Genomic DNA, 18,218 nt, shown 5'->3' on the forward strand with positions numbered 1-18,218 from the left:
TGCGCGAAGCTCTTGAGCTAATAAGAATTTTTAAATGCTGTCATCATGAATCTTCACAATTTGAGAACGGTTGCCGCTTACAACTCTAGGTTATTGCTGCGGAGTTGGTTGTTTCGAATCTTTTTTTTACTGACGTTCTGTTGTATTATTTTATACCAAATATTGATTCAGTCGAATCTTTTTATGCTATCGAATAGCGGGTTAATTAGCCTGTCTTCGTTTTTCCCTTACATGAATGCTTATTTGTTCGCGGGATTGCAGGCTATTCCGTTGATATTTCTGGCGGGAATGTTTCTGACGAAGGAGAGGAAGCTGGATTCGATGGATACGATCTATTATCGTCCGGAGAGTAATGCCGAGTATGTACTGGGTATGGCTGCCGGGTTCGCGGGGGTGTTTATCGTGATGGCGATTGTATCTTTGTTTTTCGGTTCTTTGCTGCATTTTTTTGCCAGTAGCTCCCCGATGAACGTGTGGATATATTTGTTTTATCTGGTTACTTTGATTATTCCGGCATTGATTTTCATGGTTGGACTTTCTTTCTTTATCCATACTTGGGTGCGTAATCAGGCTTTGAGTATTTTACTTCTTTTGGTGATTGTCGGATTTACGATTTTTTATGCGGGGGGTATGGGACAAGGTGTTTTCGACCCGTTCGGGCATAGCTTGCCGAATACTTTCTCGAGCGTGACGGGACATTCGGATTTGACCGGTTATCTTTTACAGAGGTTGTGTTGGTTGCTTGTCGGTTTCGGTTTGCTCGGATTCACGGTGTGTTTGTTCAAGCGACTTTCCAATCGTCCGGTGAACCGGGTACGCGTGATGGGACTTTCTATTGCTTGCATGATAGCGGGTGTTATGGCGGGAGGTCTTGTTTATTCTTTTCACTCCCAAAAAATCTCCGTGAGAAAGGTTTACACGGAGACTTACAATAAATATAATAACGTGCCGAAAGGCAGCGTGACACGTCATGATATACGTTTCGAACAACAAGGTGATGAAATGAGCGCGAAAAGTACTCTATTGATACAGAACCGTACACGGGAAACATTACCGGAGATTATTCTTTATTTGAACCCGGATTTGGAGGTGCTTTCGATCAAGGGGGATTCGGATTTATCGTTCGAGCGGGAGCAACAAGTGATTCGGGTACGAAGGGAATTGCAAACTGACGAGGAGATCGTGCTGACGGTAGTGTACCGGGGTGGAATAGACGAGCGGATATGTTACTTGGGAGTGCCTGATGATATCGTGTTCGAGCAGGAAAGTAATGCTTATTTGAAATGCCGCTACGGAAAGAGGTTCATGTTTTTGGATAAGAATTTCACTTTTCTGACACCGGAATGTCTGTGGTATCCGACAACGACACCGCCAGTGAATCCGGCTCACCCGTATGACGTATCTCCGGAGTTCACGTTCTATTCGTTGCAAGTATCGAACCCGGGCGAACGGACGGTTATTGCACAAGGGGATGAGGAAAAAACGGATAACGGGTTACATTTCACGAATCACCTTCCATTGCCGGGAATTTCACTTTGTATCGGCGGTTACGAGAAAAGGGAGATAACCGTTGATTCCGTGCGGTATGAACTTTATCTTTTCAAAGGGCATGATGATATTTTGAGGGGCTTGGAGGCGTTGTCTGATTCATTGCCCGGGTTAATCCGGGAGATGCGGGAAACTGTCGAGTATCAGATGCGTCATTCTTATCCTTATTCCGGTTTGAAGTTGATTGAAACGCCGATAACTTTAGCGAGTTTCTTCCGGCAGGAAAAAGGGACGAGTGAATATATCCAACCCGAGATGGTCTTTCTGCCGGAACGGGGAGTTGGGGTTTGGTCCGATCACAAGGCGGTAATGGAAAGAACAATGAAGATGCTGGCTTCCGTCGCCGGTTTTGATAATATATCCGAGATGGACAGACTCCGGCAGACGGTTCATGGGAGGTTAACGAATTTATTGACAAGTGCCACAACCATGAATTATGATCGGGGGCAGATACTTATGCGGTGGTTTGGTCCTTCGGCAATCAAGAATGTGGCAGGAAACAGTTACTCGACACGCAACAGTTTGTATTATGCCGCTTCTATGTTTTATGACTATTCGCTTTGTTTCCGGTCGGATGATTATCCGGTTATTAACGCGGTATTATTGAATATATTGAAGGGGCGCTCACGAGATTATTCCGGTCAGGCGACAGAAGAACGTGCTTTGAATTATCTTTCCTCTCATAGTTTTGAAGACTCTTTTCATGACCGGGAACTTGATCCGGTTGTTTTGTTTCGTGTATTACGGATGAAATCAAAAGAGTTGGTCAGGAGATTGGCTTTAGGAGATATGACAGAAGAGCAGGTCGTCGATTTCTTGGATGGATATATCGCGACACATCGTTTTCAAAAGATTGATTTCGACCAGTTTGATGAAACCTTTGCACGGGAATTTGGCGTCCGTTGGCGGGATGTATTGCCTTCTTGGTACACGAATAAGCGATTGCCTGAATTTTGGATAAAAGATTTTAAAGCGGAGTCCGCGGGTGTAGATAAAGAAAAGGCGGATGAGATGAATCGAATTTTATCTCTTATAGGTAATGGAAGCGTGTATATAGATGGATTGGGCGGTAGTGCTTCAAGGGTGCGTCTTACTATTTTTAATGATAGTGATGTGGATGGGGTGGTATCTATCGAAGCCCGGAAGACAGAGGGGCGTCCTTCTTCCGGCGGTTCCGCTTGGAATTTCGGAAGAAGAATGGAAGAGTCTACCATCACTCGTAATTATTTGATAAAAGCAAAGAGCGGGAAGGAGATCGTGACTAATTTTGACGAGGGTATGATTACTTTGAATACTAATCTTTCTTTGAATATTCCGACAACTCTGAGTGGAGAGAGAGGGGGTACGACAGATGATAAAACCGGCGATAACGAGAGAGAGCTCGGGCGCTCTTATTTTCTTCCCGGTGAAAACGTGACCGTGGTAGATAACGAGGAAGAGGGTTTCCGTATTGTACAGTCTTCATCCAAGAAGCGGTTACGCGATTTGTTCGCCAAGGAGCCGGAGAGTAAATATCTGCGCCAGAATAGATCGATACAGCTCATGGATGGAGTGGAAGTACGACCGGGATACGTGCAAAATGAGAGTGCTTACGGGCTTTCCAAACGTACTCATGCCTTTATGATGCAAGGCGGGGGTGCAAGTATGGAGTGGGTTACCCGGATCGAAAAGGAGGGCGAATATGATGTTTATGCATATATTCCGCCAAAGATGAGTGCTTATAGAGTCGATAAGGAAAAGCAGGGAAAAGGTATAACCGCCGGTTTTTCCATGGTGACCGCATTTTCGACAACAGAGAGTGATGCGGGATTTAGGCAATATTATACCTTGACAAATGGCAATGAGGAAAAAGAGGTTGTCGGGGAGTGTGACGGGACATTCGGTTGGATATTATTAGGACGATACCGGCTTTCCCCGGGCGAATGTAAAGTCGTGCTGACTGACGAGGGGGAGGCGGATCAGGTGCTTTTAGGTGATGCCGTCAAGTGGGAATATATAGAGGATAAATGATTTTATAGAAACTTTAACACGGGCTTTTGAGTATATATAGTCGATTTAAATGACATATATATGAACAAGACAGTGTTTTCGGTATTGAAATGGGCTTCCGTGTCGGGACTTTTGTTGCTCGTATTTTCCTGCCGTAGGGCTACGCCCGGTTTGGAGATAGCGCAACTGGTAAAGACAGCGGAGGTGCAGAAGTATGAAGGGGAGAGTAGTACGACTTTTCCGGGGAAGATAAAAGCGGCTTCTGACGTGCAGCTGGCTTTCCGGGTAGCGGGTCCTATTTTACGTTTCAACACAGAGGTGGGAGAGTATGTGCGGAAGGGACAAGTGCTGGCAGAGATAGACCCTAGGGATTACAAGTTGCAGTATGACGCCACGAAGGCGGAGTACGAGCAGGTGACGGGAGAATCGGATCGGGTGATCGAGTTGTATCACCGGAAAAGTGTCCCTGTAAATGATTATGACAAGGCGGTTGCAGCGAAGCAACGAATTGCGGCATTGTATCATGCCCACTTGAATGCCTTGAATGATACGAAACTGAAAGCCCCGTTTGACGGGTATATTCAAAAGAAATTCTTCGGTGCCCACGAGATCGTGAACACGGGGACTCCCGTGCTGTCCATGATTAATAATGATTACTACGAGGTAAATATTGATATACCTTCCAGTGATTTTATCCGTCGGGAGAGTTTCGAGGAATTTTATTGCGAGGCGGACGTGTACCCGGGGGTAAAGATTCCTTTGGAATTGCTGGATATGACACAACAGGCGAATTACAATCAATTGTTCAAGGTACGTTTCCGGATGAAACCGGAGTCCGATCTGAGTCTGGCGGCAGGGATGAGCGTTAGCGTGACGATTCGTTTTACTCCCGGGCAAGCGGGTCTTGCTGTTGTTCCCATTTCTTCCCTTTTCCAGAAAGAGAATAAGTCGTATGTATGGGTGTATGACACCGCGAAAGAGGTCGTGGGGATGCATCCTGTTCAGATTGTGGAACTGCATAAGGACGGACAGGTAATTGTCGAATCCGATCTGTCGGACGGGACGGTGATTGTTTCGGCAGGAACCAATACCCTTAAAGACGGACAGAAAGTACGGCGATTGACTCCCGTGTCTTCTTCCAACGTGGGAGGACTGCTTTAATTTTAGATTTAAGGATTTTAGATTTTAGATTGAACTCCTCCGTCGGCTTTGCCGCCAAGTGAGCCCGGAAGCCGGTCTCGAACCAGCTCACACTCAGCAAACCGAGAGCAAGCTCTCTTTCTGCCCTCGCTTAATCGCTGGTTTCCTCTATAAACAGAGGAGGAGCTGGAATACAGTCTTGAACGCGAGAGAAACAACTTGTAACTTGCCGAAGGCAAATGCAACTTGCGACTTGTAACTCGCCGCAGGCGACTCTAAACAGAGGAGGAGCGGTGAATCTTACCGAAGACGGTGAGTATTTTAGCTCTCCCTCTGTTTATAGAGGGAGTCCCCGAAGGGGGAGGGAATTTGAAATTAACTTGCAACCTGCAACCTGATAACTTGCAGCGTTGCCTAGCAACAATATATTATGAACTTTACGGAATATGCATTAAAGAATAGAGCTTTTGTCTACTTCTTCGTTTTCGTTTTGGTAGTGGGGGGAATATACTCGTTTTTCACGATGAGTAAGTTGGAAGATCCGGCGATTACCGTGAAGCAGGCTATGGTGGTGACGGCCTATCCGGGGGCTTCTGCCTATCAAGTGGAGTTGGAAGTGACGGACGTACTGGAGAAAGCGATTCGTTCCATGGGCGATTTGGACCACGTGTCCTCTCGTTCGATGGACGACGTGTCGGAGATTATGGTGGAGTTGAGCAGTACGGTTCCGTTAGCGGAATTGCAGCAGAAGTGGGATATTTTGCGAAGAAAAGTGATGGGTGTACAATCCCAACTCCCGGATGGTGCCCAACCGTCTATTGTTATGGATGATTTTGGGGACGTGTACGGTATGTTTTATGCCATGACGTCCGACGGTTTTGATTATCAGGAGATGTCCGACTACGCCGAACTCGTCCGGCGTTCCGTGCTGGATATTGACGGGGTGAGCAGTGTGGACGTGTACGGGGAACGGCAATCGTGTATTAATGTCGAGTTCTTGGAAGACAAGATGGCAAACATGGGAGTTCACCCGGCAGAGATAATCATGACGCTCAACGGACAGAACAAAACCGTGTACTCCGGTTATTTCGACAGCGGGGAGAAACGGGTACGTGTAAACGTGAACGGGGCGTATAAGGCGATCGACGACATCCGGAACTTGCTTATTAAAGGGCACGAGGAGGATCAGATACGACTTTCGGACGTGGCGCGAATCACGAAAGGATACGTGGAACCCCAGCGGGAAGGCTTGATATATAATACTTTACCGGCAATAGCTATATCCATAGCCATGGAAACCGGGGGAAATATTCTCGAACTGGGTAAAAAAGTGGATGACAAGCTGGCAGAATTGAAACAAGAGATTATTCCGGCGGGGATAGATTTCCAGAAGGTTTTCTTTCAGCCTGCCAGAGTACGGAGTGCCATTAACGTGTTTATGGTCAATCTGATCGAATCGGTGATTATCGTGATTCTTGTCGTGATGCTTTTCATGGGGTTCCGGAGCGGATATATTATCGGGACAGGATTGGTGATCGTGGTTTTAGGATCGTTGCTCGTATTATACATGATGCACGGTACGTTGCAGCGGGTTTCGCTCGCTTCCTTTATTGTGGCGATGGGAATGCTTGTCGATAACGCTATCGTGATAACGGACGGTATTCTGGTCGATTTGAAGAAGGGAATCTCGAAACCCGCCGCGCTGGTTAATATCACGAAGAAGACCGCTTGGCCGTTACTCGGGGCTACAACAATCGGTATCTTGACTTTCCTGCCGATATTCCTTTCTCCCGACACGACGGGCGAATACGTTCGGGATTTGTTTATCGTGCTGGCAGTTTCCCTGTGGTTGAGTTGGATTCTTGCCCTCGCTTTCGTGCCAATCCAAGCCGATCGGGCTTTGCGGGTGAAACCGGGCGAGGTGGAGGACGAGCAGAAGATGTATAGTACCCGGACGTACCGGGCGTTTCGTTCCACGCTGCAATTCTCGGTACGCCATCGGGTGTGGGTACTTGGCGGGGTGATTCTTGTACTTGCCGTCAGTGTATATTTGTTCCGATTCATACAACAGGGCTTTTTCCCCGATTTGAGTTACAATCAATTGTATATAGAATACAAGATGCCATACGGTACGAACCCTCAAACGGTGAAACGTGATCTGGCGTCGATACAAAGTTACCTTTCAAGTCAACCGGAGGTCACGACCGTAACCACGAGTCTTGGGGGAACCCCGTCACGTTACAATCTGGTACGTACGGTTGCCGAACCTGCGCTCAGTTATGGGGAGTTGATCGTGGACTTCACTTCCCCCGAAACCCTGAAAGCAAATCTCGATACCTTGCAGCGTTACCTTTCCGAGCATTACCCGGAGGCATACGTGCGGATGAAGCAGTACAACCTCATGTACATGGATTTTCCCGTGCAGTTTATGATTACGGGACCCGATCCCGCCGTGTTGAAAAGGCTTTGTGCCCAAGTGGAGGAGATTATGAAAGAGGATTCAACCACGGTATTGGTGACGAATAACTGGGGACCTACCATCCCCGTGCTTAACGTGGACTACTATCAGCCGATTGCCCGGGTGGCGAATCTTTCCCGCGAGGACGTGGGACTGGCTTTATTGGCAACGACCGACGGGTTGCCCGTGGGTTCGTATTACGAGGGAGAGCATGATTTGCCCATATATATCAAAAGTATCGGGAAGGATCGGCAACGTCCCGGAAAGTTGAATAACGTTCCGGTGTGGAGTCTGGTGCCCTCGACCAATATGTTGAATATTGAAACGGTGAAAGAACTGATGGCGGGGATGATATCTCCCGACGAAGTGATGACAGCCGTGGCGGGTTCTACCCCGTTGAATCAAGCTACAAACGGTATCACGGCCTCGTGGGAGGTTCCCGTGGTGCGCCGTTACAACGGGCAGCGTTCCATCTCGGTTGAATGTAACAATGCCCCGGGATACACGGCAAACGACGTGCGTAACAGTCTTTTGCCCAAGATCGAGCAATTGAATATCCCGCCGGGTTATTCCACGGAATGGCAGGGGGAATACCTCGCGAGTACGCAATCCAAGCAATACCTGTTCAAGAATGTGCCTCTCGGCATCGTTCTCGTGTTGGCAATTCTTATTGCCTTGTTCAAGGACTTCCGTCGTCCGCTAATGATTATTCTTTGTTTGCCGCTTGCCATTACCGGGGTGGTGCTCGGGATGCTTCTGGCGGGTAAGGAATTTGGATTCGTGGCTATCGTGGGAGCCCTCGGGTTGGTCGGTATGATGATCAAGAATGGCGTTGTACTTGTCGATGAGGTGGATATCCAGATTCGATCGGGGAAGGATAAAGTGCTCGCTTTACTCGATGCTTCGTCTTCCCGTTTGCGTCCGGTGTTTCTGGCGGCGATGACCACGATTCTCGGTATGATTCCCTTGATTAACGATGATATGTTCGGCTCGTTGGCGGTAACTATCATGGGTGGATTGTTTATCGGTACGGTGGTAACGCTCGTTATCCTGCCCGTGTTGTATTCTCTCTTTTTCAAGATAAAAATGGAGCGGAAAAATTAAAATCATAGTATCATGAAATATTGTATCATTATAATAATCTTTTTGGCTGCATTTCAGACATCTCGTGCCCAGCAGAAACTGGATTTGAAGCAATGCCGGGCTATGGCGCTTGATTACAGCAAACAACTCTCCATCGCCGAGCGGCAGAAAGAGAAAGCGATTTGGACAAAGAAAGAGTACCGGGCGAACTATTATCCTCGTCTTTCTGCTTCGGGAACGTATTTCTACTATCAGAAAAAACAGGAGTACAAATTATCCGGGGGATACCTCCCCACTTATGTGCCGGACGAGAGCGGCAAGTTGCAGCCGAACGTGATCATGGGGGGGGACGGCAAACCGGTCATGGGTACTGACGGCAAGCCCCTTTTTCACGAGTATGCCTTTTTGCCCGATATCCCGATTACCCTTTCGATGAGAGGGGTATATATGGCGGGAGTGCAATTACAGCAACCGATCTTCATGGGGGGTAAAATACGGGCGGCACATCAGGCGGCTAAATTCGGTGAAGAGTTGGCGGATGAGAATATCCGGCTCAATCGTTCGGAAGTGCTTGTCGAACTGGAGCAGGCTTACTGGCAATATGTCCGTGTGCAGGAGCTGGTTTCTGTGGCTCGAAAATACAAAGAGGTCACGGGTGAACTGGTGAAAAACCTAGAGGATGCCCGTGACGCAGGTATGGCTCCGTTGAATGATGTATTGAAGGCGCAAGTGAAACACAACGATGCCTTGTTACAACTGCAACAAGCACAACACGGTCGGACGCTGGCAGGCATGAATCTGTGCCGTTTGATCGGGTTGGAGTTGAATACTTCTTTGGAATTGACCGATACTCTTTCGGGGACAATAACACCGGGTATTTTGTCATTACCGGATGAACTTAGTCAGCGTCCCGATTATAATATGCTTGAGAAACAGGTTGAAATGAAGCGTAAAGAGGTGAATGTTACCCGTTCCGATTTCCTTCCGCAAGTGGGTGTTATGGCAGGTTACAGTTACGGGGGCGGTTTAAAATTGAACGGTGATAATTCCAACTCTGCCTCTTTCAGTGCTATGGCTTCGGTTCAAATACCGATTTTCAACTGGGGGGAAGGACGTAACAAAGTGCGGGTAGCGAAAGCCGAGGAAGAGATTACCCGTTTGAATAAAGAGAGGATGAGCGAAATGATGCAACTGGAGATATCCGGTAATCGTTTTAAATTGAGCGACGCCCAGACTCGTGTAAACCTTACCCGGTCGGCTCTGGCGCAGGCGGAGGAAAACTTGAAAGTTTCCCGCAACCAATATGACGTCGGCATGGAGAGTCTGACCAATCTTCTTGAGGCTCAAGCGCAATGGCAACAAGCATGGAGTGACTGGGTGGATGCCAAAGCGGCTTTGAAGATTTGTGAAACGGAGTATTTGAAATCGTTGGGAAAATTAGAGTAGTCCGTAAGGTCTATAAGGTCAAAAGTCCATAAGGTCATAGGTGTCCTTCGGACAAAATTGAAACGGCAGCTTATGCTGCTGTTGATATAGCGCCCCGCAGGGGTCCAAGACTTTTGACCTTATGGACTTTATAGACTTTATAGACTTATAAACTAAACACCATGAAAAACTTATTATTACTATTAGCGTTATTGATTGTCGGGACTGCCGTCGCGCAAGTCAAACGAATCAAAGGAACAGGGTATCTTTTAGTACAGGCACGGGATGCTAAACAATCTTTCACGAAAGTTTCCGTGCAGCAGGGAATCACGTTGTACCTCAAACAAGGTACGGAATTCGGGATCACGATTGAAGCGGATGATAATATCATCTCGTACGTGAAAACGGAAATAAAGAACGGTCAGCTAAACGTGTTCCTTGATCCTAATGTCATCATTCGTAGTTTTACCGCTATGAATGTATCCGTGGCGGCGCCCGATATAACTGATATTAACGTGGAATCGGCGGCAAGATTAATCGGAAGTTCCCCGTTGAAAGTGAATAAATTGGATATAAATGCTTCCGGGGCAGCAGTCGTGAAATTGGAAGTAGAAGGAAAAGAGTTAGACGTGGAAGCCTCTAATGCCGCTAAATTGGAATTGAAGGGAGCGGTCGATCACTTGGAACTGGAACTTTCTTCCGCTGCAACTTTAAAAGCGTGGGATTTACGGGTAACCGATTGCGAAGCGGGAGTCAGCGGGGCAGCCAAAGCAGAGGTATACGTGTCGGGCACGCTGGAAGTGCAATTGTCATCGGCCGGATTGCTTATGTATGACGGCAATCCCCGTATCACGAAAAAAGATGTAAGTGGACGGGGCGCTCTTGTCAAAAGGAAGTAATGTGGTCTTCGAATATCACGACGGATGAGGCTTTTTCGGGAATGATCCGGTTGTATTTCTCCACGGACATACTTCTGGATTTTAGTGCTACCGGAGTTTTCCCGGGAATCAGAGCGAGTGTTGCGGCAAGCAACGGATCGTTTACATCGTCCAGTTCATACCGGTGCGGGAATGGTTCGGGTATGTATTCTTTCGGTTGAATACCTCCCCGTACGGATTCGCAGCGGCTATTCGTGTAGAGTAAGGATATCAACGTGATATTCCAACCTTGCAGGTCACTTTCCGTAGGGGTAAACGTGATACCTCCCATGTTTTTCCCGACAGTGGGAACACCAATGACATTAACTTCCATGTAAGGAGATAAAGCGCTGATAAGCAATTCAGAAGCTGATGCGGTTTCTTTTCCTGTAATTACCCACAAGCGCGATAAGTTCAAGCGGGAATCGGCGGGAACCGTTTTGTCGAAACGTTCTTCCAGTTGTTCCGGTATATCTGCATATTTCTCTTGATACACGTCGTTCCATCTTTTGTGTATCAGAATTTCTTCACTTTCCACGACACTTTCCGGGGCTATAAGTGAACACAAGCGTTTAACAGCAAGCATATATCCGCCGGAATTATAGCGCAAGTCAAGAATTAATTCCTCGATACCTTCTTCTTTTAGTTTTTGGAAAACGTTGTTCAATTGAAGTAGTGAAGTGGTGTTACGGTACACGAAACTGGAATACGCGATATGACCGATCTTACGTTCCTCGTGGTCGATAACGCCGTACGCGAGTATAGGATTGATAGTGAAATTCTGTGCGGTCAGTTCTATCGTCTTGTAAGGCTCCGATACTTCATCCTCGGACAACCCGATAGATAAAACACTCTTGTAATAAAGATTTGTATAGTTTTCCGTGGTAATCTTCTTACCGTCCATTCGGGTAATCAGGTCGCCTCGTTTTATTCCTGCTTTTGCTGCCGGAGAATTGTCATACACGAAATTCACTTCGGCAATGATGTACCCCTTGTCTTCCCAAAAATTGAGATGATAACCGAATCCGTTCTCGTATCCGCTGGCATCGGCAATTTCACCGAATCCCTGTGATTTAGTGATACGTGACCATGGATCTTTCTCGTATTTCATGTTGGCGAAATAGGTTAACGGATCCAAATCTGCTTCTATCTTTTTATCCTTGACTTCATCTGCCCAGAAATACTGGTCTGTCATCTTGTCTTTCGTGAACGTGTTGATGCGCTCGTAGGTACGAGATGGGGGCGACGGTCGGACTGATGTGTCCTCGCAACCGATCAGAAGACCGATAAGAACCAGAAAGAAGCAAATTCTATACATATTTCATCGTTCTAATCACAAAACACAATATTACGGAATTTTGATGAATTTCCATGCACGAGATAGTAAGAAAGTTTTATTGGTCTATATTTATGCATATTTATCCAATAGTCAAGCGAGGCTAATATTTTGTGATTCCCGAGAGATTCTCTGTAAAGTGTCCACGTGACGCTTGGTTGTTTTGGAAGCGTTTGATTTATAATGTCGTGCAAGAGAATTCTATTTTTCTTCAAAAAAATGGCATAAATACTTGTTCGTTTGGAATATTAATGCATATATTTGCAAGCTCAATAAATAAATATGCATATAGAGAAAACGGAAAATGATTTGAATGATTTAGATTAAATTGTACGAAGATGAAGATTGAAGTATTGGTTGCGTCCGAGAAACACCTGTCATACGTGACGGCGATAAATGACGCGATTGACAACGCTGCAAAAGCGCGTGGAACAGGTATAGCAAGAAGAACGAACGAGTATATCGCCGGGAAAATCCGGGATGGCAAGGCGATTATTGCTTTGAACAGAGAAGAGTTCGTGGGCTTCTGTTATATCGAGTGCTGGGGACACCAGAAATTCGTGGCTAATTCCGGGTTGATCGTTGTACCGGCATACCGGGGATTGGGAGTGGCAAAACGCATCAAGAAAGCCGCTTTCGATTTGTCGCGAAGGCGATTCCCGCGGGCGAAATTGTTTGGTCTGACCACGGGCGAGCAAGTGATGCGTATCAATACTTCGTTGGGTTACGTGCCTGTTACTTTTGCCAAGTTGACCGATGACGAGGAGTTTTGGGCTGGTTGCAAATCATGCGTAAATTACGATATCTTACAACGGACAAATATGACAAAATGCCTTTGCACGGGAATGATTTATGATCCGGAGGTACATGCCCGTGTTCGGGATGCGGCGGGGGAAAAGAGCGGGAACCTACCCGGTAGAATCTTCCGAAAATTGCGTCGGGTGGTGAGTGTTATGCTTGCTGCTTTTAAGGCACCGGGAAATCATCCCGGTGGAAAGCAGGAATACGGGGGAGTTGTTTGTCGTTTGTAAATAACAGAAAAATGAAAAAAGTTGTTTTAGCGTATAGTGGAGGATTGGATACCTCCTACTGTGTGAAATACTTGAGCGATGAACTGGGGCTTGAGGTTTACACGGCGATTGCCAACACGGGCGGGTTCTCGCCGGAAGAGTTGGTTGTGATCGAGGAAAAAGCGTACGCCCTTGGGGCGAAACGTCACGTGACGCTCGATGTAACGGGCGAATATTACGAACAGTGTATTCGCTATATGGTATTCGGGAACGTGTTGCGTAACAAAACTTATCCTGTTTCGGTAAGTTCCGAGCGGACATTTCAAGCGTTGGCAATCGTGCGATATGCCAAGGAAATCGGTGCCGATGCGTTAGCACACGGGAGTACCGGGGCGGGAAACGATCAAGTACGTTTTGATCTTTGTTTCTCGGTATTCGCTCCTGATATGGAAATTATCACGCCGACTCGTGATTTACGATTGAGCCGGGAGGACGAGATCGCTTATCTGAAAGCAAAGGGGGTGGAACGTGATTGGACAAAATTGGTTTATTCCATAAATAAAGGACTTTGGGGTACTTCCGTTGGTGGGCGGGAAACTCTGACGTCCGATCGGTCGTTGCCTGAAGAGGCTTATCCCTCGTCGTTGCAGCGGGTGGGGGAAGAGGAATTGACTCTCGCCTTTGAACAGGGGGAATTGTGTGCGGTGAACGGGAAAACGTATGCTGATAAAATCGAGGCTATCCGTGCGGTCGAAGCCTTGGCTGCTCCTTGGGCTATCGGGCGGGATACGCACGTGGGCGACACGATTGTAGGGATTAAAGGTCGCGTGGGCTTCGAGGCTGCTGCACCGTTAATTATTATCAAGGCGCACGAATTACTGGAAAAACACACGTTGACGAAGTGGCAGTCGTACTGGAAGGAGCAATTGGGCAACTGGTACGGGATGTTTCTGCACGAGGCGATGTACGGGGAACCGGTGATGCGGGATATCGAGAAATTTCTGGAACACTCGCAGCGTAGCGTGTCGGGTGAAGTACGGGTATTGATGCGTCCCTATCACTTTGATTTGTTGGGATGCCATTCTCCGCATGATCTAATGAATGCTTCTTTTGCCAGATACGGGGAGGAAAACAACGCGTGGACAGCGGAAGACGTGAAGGGCTTTACCCGAATATTGTCAATGCCGTTGAGAATACACGAGGCGGTTAATAAATGAGTTTATAAAGTTTATAAGGTTCATAAAGTTATAAAGTTACGGGTGTCTTTCGGACAAAATTAAAGCAGCAGCTTGTGTTGCCGTTGATATGGTATCTCGTGAGTTATTAAAACCTTGTAAACCTTATGAACTTTATAAACTTTATGAACTTTATAAACTGATTGTCATGATAAGAGTTGGAATAGCAGGTGCTGCCGGGTACACGGCGGGAGAGTTGATTCGGATTCTCGTGAATCATCCCGCCGTGGAATTGCGGTATTTGCAGAGTGAATCACACCGGGAAGAACCGATAGGACGGGTACATCGGGATTTGTTGTATTCAAAACAGGTTTTCACGGATTTGGATTTTGATGACATAGATGTACTTTTCCTGTGTATGGGGCATGGAGTTTCTGCCCGTTTTCTATCGGAGAACAAGATACCGTCATCCGTGAGGGTGATTGATTTGAGTAATGACTTTCGTTTACGGGCGTCGGCAGGTAATTTCGTTTACGGGTTACCGGAGTTAAATAAGGACAAGATCATGGAATGTCAACGTGTTGCAAATCCGGGTTGTTTCGCGACTGCGATAGAGTTGGCTTTGTTGCCTTTCGCGAAGAGTGGATTGTTGACAGATAGAATTACGGCCTTCGGCATAACCGGAGCGACAGGTGCGGGGCAACGGCCAACAGAAGAAACGCATTACAGTAACCGGGCGCAGAACTTATCCGTGTACAAGGTTTTCACGCATCAGCATTTGGGCGAAATTCGGGAAACCTTGCAGGAGGCGGGAGCAAAAACAGAACTCGATATCGCTTTTGTGCCCGTGCGAGGATGTCATACACGGGGAATTATGGTGAACGTTGTGTTTCAAAGTAAAGCCACGTTAGAGGAATTGACAACTCTTTATAAAACGTATTATGAGCAACATCCGTTTGTACTCATGAGCGATGAACCGGTGTCATTGAAACAAGTTGTGAACACGAATTATTGTTTTATTCATCCGGATAAAGAGGGGGATAACGTGCTCGTGACATCAATGATTGATAATCTGATAAAAGGAGCTTCCGGACAGGCGGTGCAAAATATGAACCTGATGTTCGGTTTAGACGAAATGACAGGATTACGATTGAAAGCAAATTATTTTTAATGATCAAGAAATGTTTGAAGTATATAATCTGATAAATATAGAGCCCGTCCGGGCAGAGGGAATGTATTTTTGGGATAAGGAAGGAAACAAATACCTTGACCTCTATGGCGGGCATGCCGTGATTTCCATCGGGCATACCCATCCTCGGTACGTGGCGGGAATCACGGAACAGTTGGAAAAGATCGGTTTCTATTCCAATTCGGTGGAGAATCATTTGCAAGGAGAGTTGGAGGAGAAATTGAAACACCTTTCGGGATGTATGGATTACAACCTGTTCCTCTGTAATAGTGGGGCTGAGGCGAACGAGAACGCTTTGAAACTTGCTTCGTTCGTGACCGGGCGGGCAAAGGTGCTTGCCATGCGCGGGGCTTTTCACGGGCGAACAAGTGGAGCCGTGGCGGTGACCGATAATTCCGAAATACGGGCTTCGTGGAATATGGGGCATCAAGTGAAGTTTATCTCGTTGAATGACGAGAAAGCTCTCGAACGGGAATTGGCAAGCGAAGAGTACGCGGCTGTTATCATCGAGGGAATCCAAGGTGTGGGAGGAATCCGGGTTGCGGAACCTGCTTTTTTGCAATTGGCACGAGAATGTTGTAACAATCGCGGGACTCTGTTGATACTTGACGAAATACAATCCGGGTACGGGCGGAGCGGACAATTTTTTGCACATCGCTATGCCGGGATAAAACCCGACATAATTACTATGGCTAAAGGCATGGGGAACGGATTCCCGGTGGCGGGAGTGCTTGTTCACGAATGGATAGAGGCAAGGAAAGGAATACTGGGAACCACTTTCGGGGGAAATCATTTGGCGTGTGCCGCGGCCATTGCCGTGTTGGACGTGATGCAGCGTGAAAATCTGATAGAGAACGCCTTGCAGGTCGGAGAATACTTTGCCGAACAACTGAGAGGATTGCCCGGGGTAATTGAAGTACGGGGAAAGGGATTGATGATAGGAGTGGATATTGATATTCCGCATATTATATTCCGTCGCCGCTTGTTGACGAATTACAGGATTATCACGGGATACAGCGGGAAAAATACATTACGGTTACTTCCCCCGTTGTGCATGAGAAAGGAGGAAGTGGATTATTTCACGGAAAGCTTTAAAGGCAATTGAAAATGAATGCGACATGAGATACAAAGTAATAAAAATTGGCGGGGCATTGTTGGAAGACGAGGGGCGGTTGGAGCTGCTTTGTCGAAAACTGGCGAAAATAGAACCTCCTTTCATGATTGTGCATGGGGGAGGAATATTTGCCGGACAATTGGCAGAACGTTTGGGAATACCCTGCCGGATGATTGACGGGCGTCGGGTAACAGACGATGAGATGTTGCGTGTAACCGTGATGGCATACGCCGGGTGGGTGAACAAGATATTGGTAGCCCGGTTGCAGGCACTTGGTGTAAACGCTTGCGGGTTATCCGGTTGTGACATGAGTTTGGTGGGCGCGAAACAGAGAGTGCAAGAAGGAGTAGAATGGGGACATGTGGGAGATGTTGTACATGTAAATAGTACTGTATTGGAATTATTATTCCAAAATAGGGTCATGCCAGTCCTGTCACCGATCACGTGTGACGGGCAGGGAGGATTATTAAATTCCAATGCCGATGGAATCGCATCGGCTGTTGCGAAAGCCTTGTCTTCCCGCGTAGAAGTCGAATTAATCTATTGTTTCAATAAACGTGGGGTATTAAGAGATATGGAAGATGAAAATTCCGTGATTCCTCGTTTGACTCCCGTTATGTATGACAAACTCAGACAGGAAGGACGTATTCATGCTGGAATGATTCCAAAATTGGAATATTCATTTGTTGCAATACACGCGGGAGTACAATCCGTGCGATTGGTTCATCCCGATGAATTGGATAATCCCGAGGCAGGCACTCGAATAACCGGAGAAGAATAATGGATACAAAGGAGGCAATAGAAGTATTAAAACGGATTATATCCATCCCCTCTTTTAGCGGGGAGGAGGGGCAAGTGGCAGATGTTATAACCGGAATACTGCAAAAATATAGGTTCGACGTGCATCGTCAAGGTAATAACGTGTGGAGTCGCTCGCCGGAGTTCGACGCGGCGAAACCCACGTTATTACTGGATGCACACTTGGACACGGTACGTCCCGGTGGGGCATGGGATACCGATCCGTTTACCCCGACGGTAAGAGATGGAAAATTGTACGGCTTGGGAAGTAACGACACGGGCGGAAGTATCGTGTCCATGTTGGCAGCGTTCATCATATTGAACAGAAAGCCACAAGCGTACAATCTGGTGTATTTGGGTTCTGCGGAAGAAGAAAACACGGGAGCCGGGGGAATACAACGCGTATTCCCGGAATTGGGGAGAATTGATTTTGCCCTCGTGGGCGAGCCTACCGGAATGCGTCCCGCGATAGCCGAAAAAGGTCTTATGGTATTGGATTGCCATGTTGCGGGAGTATCAGGACATGCTGCACGGGAGGAAGGCGTGAATGCTATTTACGGGGCATTGCAAGATATAGAATGGTTTCGCACCTATCGTTTTGAACGGGTGTCGGAACTATTGGGAGCAGTAAAAATGAGCGTTACGGGGATTGAGGCGGGAACGGTACATAACGTGGTTCCCGCGACTTGCCGTTTCATGGTGGATGTACGGGTAAATGAACTTTACACGAACTTACAAATACTTGATACAATCCGTCGCCACGTGAAATGCGAGGTATCCCCCCGCTCTATCTCCCTCGATTCATCATCGGTACCCGCGGAGCATCCGGTCGTTCGGCGTTGTCGGGAGTTGGGATTAGAACCCTACGGTTCGCCCACGACCTCGAATCAGGCTGTGATTCCATGCACCTCACTGAAGATCGGTCCGGGAGATAGTGCCCGTTCCCATACGGCGAATGAATATATTCGCTTGGATGAAATAGAGCGAGGAATAGAAACGTTTGTTCGAATATTGGACTGGATAATAATTTAAAATC

At 47.1% G+C, this 18,218-nt stretch carries 12 protein-coding genes; 11 read left to right on the top strand and 1 reads right to left on the bottom strand.

Features of this window, described 5'->3' with window-relative positions; translation table 11 throughout:
- Window positions 1-45: 45 nt before the first annotated feature.
- The 5 genes from Q5866_RS15600 (at window position 46) to Q5866_RS15620 (ending at window position 10,542) form a co-directional block, all read left to right on the top strand.
- Window positions 46-3,558, top strand: a complete 3,513-nt coding sequence (locus Q5866_RS15600) for an ABC transporter permease (RefSeq protein ID WP_303181199.1) — start codon at window positions 46-48, stop codon at window positions 3,556-3,558.
- Window positions 3,559-3,618: 60 nt separating this feature from the next.
- Entirely contained in the window at window positions 3,619-4,698 is a 1,080-nt protein-coding gene (locus tag Q5866_RS15605; RefSeq protein ID WP_303181201.1) for an efflux RND transporter periplasmic adaptor subunit, read from the top strand.
- A 409-nt stretch (window positions 4,699-5,107) separates the two neighbouring features.
- Window positions 5,108-8,239: an efflux RND transporter permease subunit gene (locus Q5866_RS15610; protein WP_303181203.1), complete on the top strand. Its 3,132-nt coding sequence runs from the start codon at window positions 5,108-5,110 to the stop codon at window positions 8,237-8,239.
- A gap of 12 nt (window positions 8,240-8,251) precedes the next feature.
- The gene (locus Q5866_RS15615; RefSeq protein ID WP_303181204.1) at window positions 8,252-9,664 is read left to right on the top strand and encodes a TolC family protein; all 1,413 of its coding nucleotides are present in this window, start codon (window positions 8,252-8,254) and stop codon (window positions 9,662-9,664) included.
- A gap of 161 nt (window positions 9,665-9,825) precedes the next feature.
- Window positions 9,826-10,542, top strand: a complete 717-nt coding sequence (locus tag Q5866_RS15620) for a head GIN domain-containing protein (RefSeq protein WP_099291051.1) — start codon at window positions 9,826-9,828, stop codon at window positions 10,540-10,542.
- Here Q5866_RS15620 and Q5866_RS15625 read toward each other — a convergent pair.
- On the bottom strand, window positions 10,529-11,878 hold the full coding sequence (locus Q5866_RS15625; protein ID WP_303181206.1) for a S41 family peptidase: 1,350 nt from the start codon (window positions 11,876-11,878) through the stop codon (window positions 10,529-10,531). The genes Q5866_RS15620 and Q5866_RS15625 overlap by 14 nt on opposite strands.
- 356 nt (window positions 11,879-12,234) lie before the next feature.
- Here Q5866_RS15625 and Q5866_RS15630 point away from each other — a divergent pair, with 356 nt between their 5' ends.
- From Q5866_RS15630 to Q5866_RS15655, 6 genes are all read left to right on the top strand, one after another.
- Window positions 12,235-12,927 carry a GNAT family N-acetyltransferase gene (locus tag Q5866_RS15630; RefSeq protein ID WP_099291049.1) on the top strand — a complete coding sequence of 231 codons (693 nt, stop codon included), beginning with the start codon at window positions 12,235-12,237 and terminating at the stop codon, window positions 12,925-12,927.
- Between the two features lie 11 nt (window positions 12,928-12,938).
- Window positions 12,939-14,123: an argininosuccinate synthase gene (locus tag Q5866_RS15635; RefSeq protein ID WP_227215806.1), complete on the top strand. Its 1,185-nt coding sequence runs from the start codon at window positions 12,939-12,941 to the stop codon at window positions 14,121-14,123.
- A 166-nt stretch (window positions 14,124-14,289) separates the two neighbouring features.
- Window positions 14,290-15,252 (top strand): N-acetyl-gamma-glutamyl-phosphate reductase, encoded by a 963-nt coding sequence (argC, locus tag Q5866_RS15640; protein ID WP_303181208.1) that lies wholly within the window; start codon window positions 14,290-14,292, stop codon window positions 15,250-15,252.
- Between the two features lie 10 nt (window positions 15,253-15,262).
- The gene (locus tag Q5866_RS15645; RefSeq protein ID WP_292270029.1) at window positions 15,263-16,375 is read left to right on the top strand and encodes an aspartate aminotransferase family protein; all 1,113 of its coding nucleotides are present in this window, start codon (window positions 15,263-15,265) and stop codon (window positions 16,373-16,375) included.
- A gap of 13 nt (window positions 16,376-16,388) precedes the next feature.
- Window positions 16,389-17,165, top strand: a complete 777-nt coding sequence (gene argB, locus Q5866_RS15650; RefSeq protein WP_303181210.1) for an acetylglutamate kinase — start codon at window positions 16,389-16,391, stop codon at window positions 17,163-17,165.
- Complete coding sequence (locus Q5866_RS15655; RefSeq protein WP_292270035.1) at window positions 17,165-18,214, top strand: M20 family metallo-hydrolase; 1,050 nt, start codon at window positions 17,165-17,167, stop codon at window positions 18,212-18,214. Before argB ends, Q5866_RS15655 begins: the two co-directional genes overlap by 1 nt.
- The last annotated feature ends 4 nt before the right edge of the window (window positions 18,215-18,218 follow it).

The sequence above is a fragment of the uncultured Butyricimonas sp. genome (assembly GCF_959596855.1).
Lineage (GTDB): Bacteria > Bacteroidota > Bacteroidia > Bacteroidales > Marinifilaceae > Butyricimonas > Butyricimonas muris.

Coding starts and splice junctions, on each gene's coding strand:
- Q5866_RS15600 (WP_303181199.1), top strand. CDS start 46: ATGAATCTTCACAATTTGAGAACGGTTGCCGCTTACAACTCTAGGTTA.
- Q5866_RS15605 (WP_303181201.1), top strand. CDS start 3,619: ATGAACAAGACAGTGTTTTCGGTATTGAAATGGGCTTCCGTGTCGGGA.
- Q5866_RS15610 (WP_303181203.1), top strand. CDS start 5,108: ATGAACTTTACGGAATATGCATTAAAGAATAGAGCTTTTGTCTACTTC.
- Q5866_RS15615 (WP_303181204.1), top strand. CDS start 8,252: ATGAAATATTGTATCATTATAATAATCTTTTTGGCTGCATTTCAGACA.
- Q5866_RS15620 (WP_099291051.1), top strand. CDS start 9,826: ATGAAAAACTTATTATTACTATTAGCGTTATTGATTGTCGGGACTGCC.
- Q5866_RS15625 (WP_303181206.1), bottom strand. CDS start 11,878: ATGTATAGAATTTGCTTCTTTCTGGTTCTTATCGGTCTTCTGATCGGT.
- Q5866_RS15630 (WP_099291049.1), top strand. CDS start 12,235: ATGAAGATTGAAGTATTGGTTGCGTCCGAGAAACACCTGTCATACGTG.
- Q5866_RS15635 (WP_227215806.1), top strand. CDS start 12,939: ATGAAAAAAGTTGTTTTAGCGTATAGTGGAGGATTGGATACCTCCTAC.
- argC (WP_303181208.1), top strand. CDS start 14,290: ATGATAAGAGTTGGAATAGCAGGTGCTGCCGGGTACACGGCGGGAGAG.
- Q5866_RS15645 (WP_292270029.1), top strand. CDS start 15,263: ATGTTTGAAGTATATAATCTGATAAATATAGAGCCCGTCCGGGCAGAG.
- argB (WP_303181210.1), top strand. CDS start 16,389: ATGAGATACAAAGTAATAAAAATTGGCGGGGCATTGTTGGAAGACGAG.
- Q5866_RS15655 (WP_292270035.1), top strand. CDS start 17,165: ATGGATACAAAGGAGGCAATAGAAGTATTAAAACGGATTATATCCATC.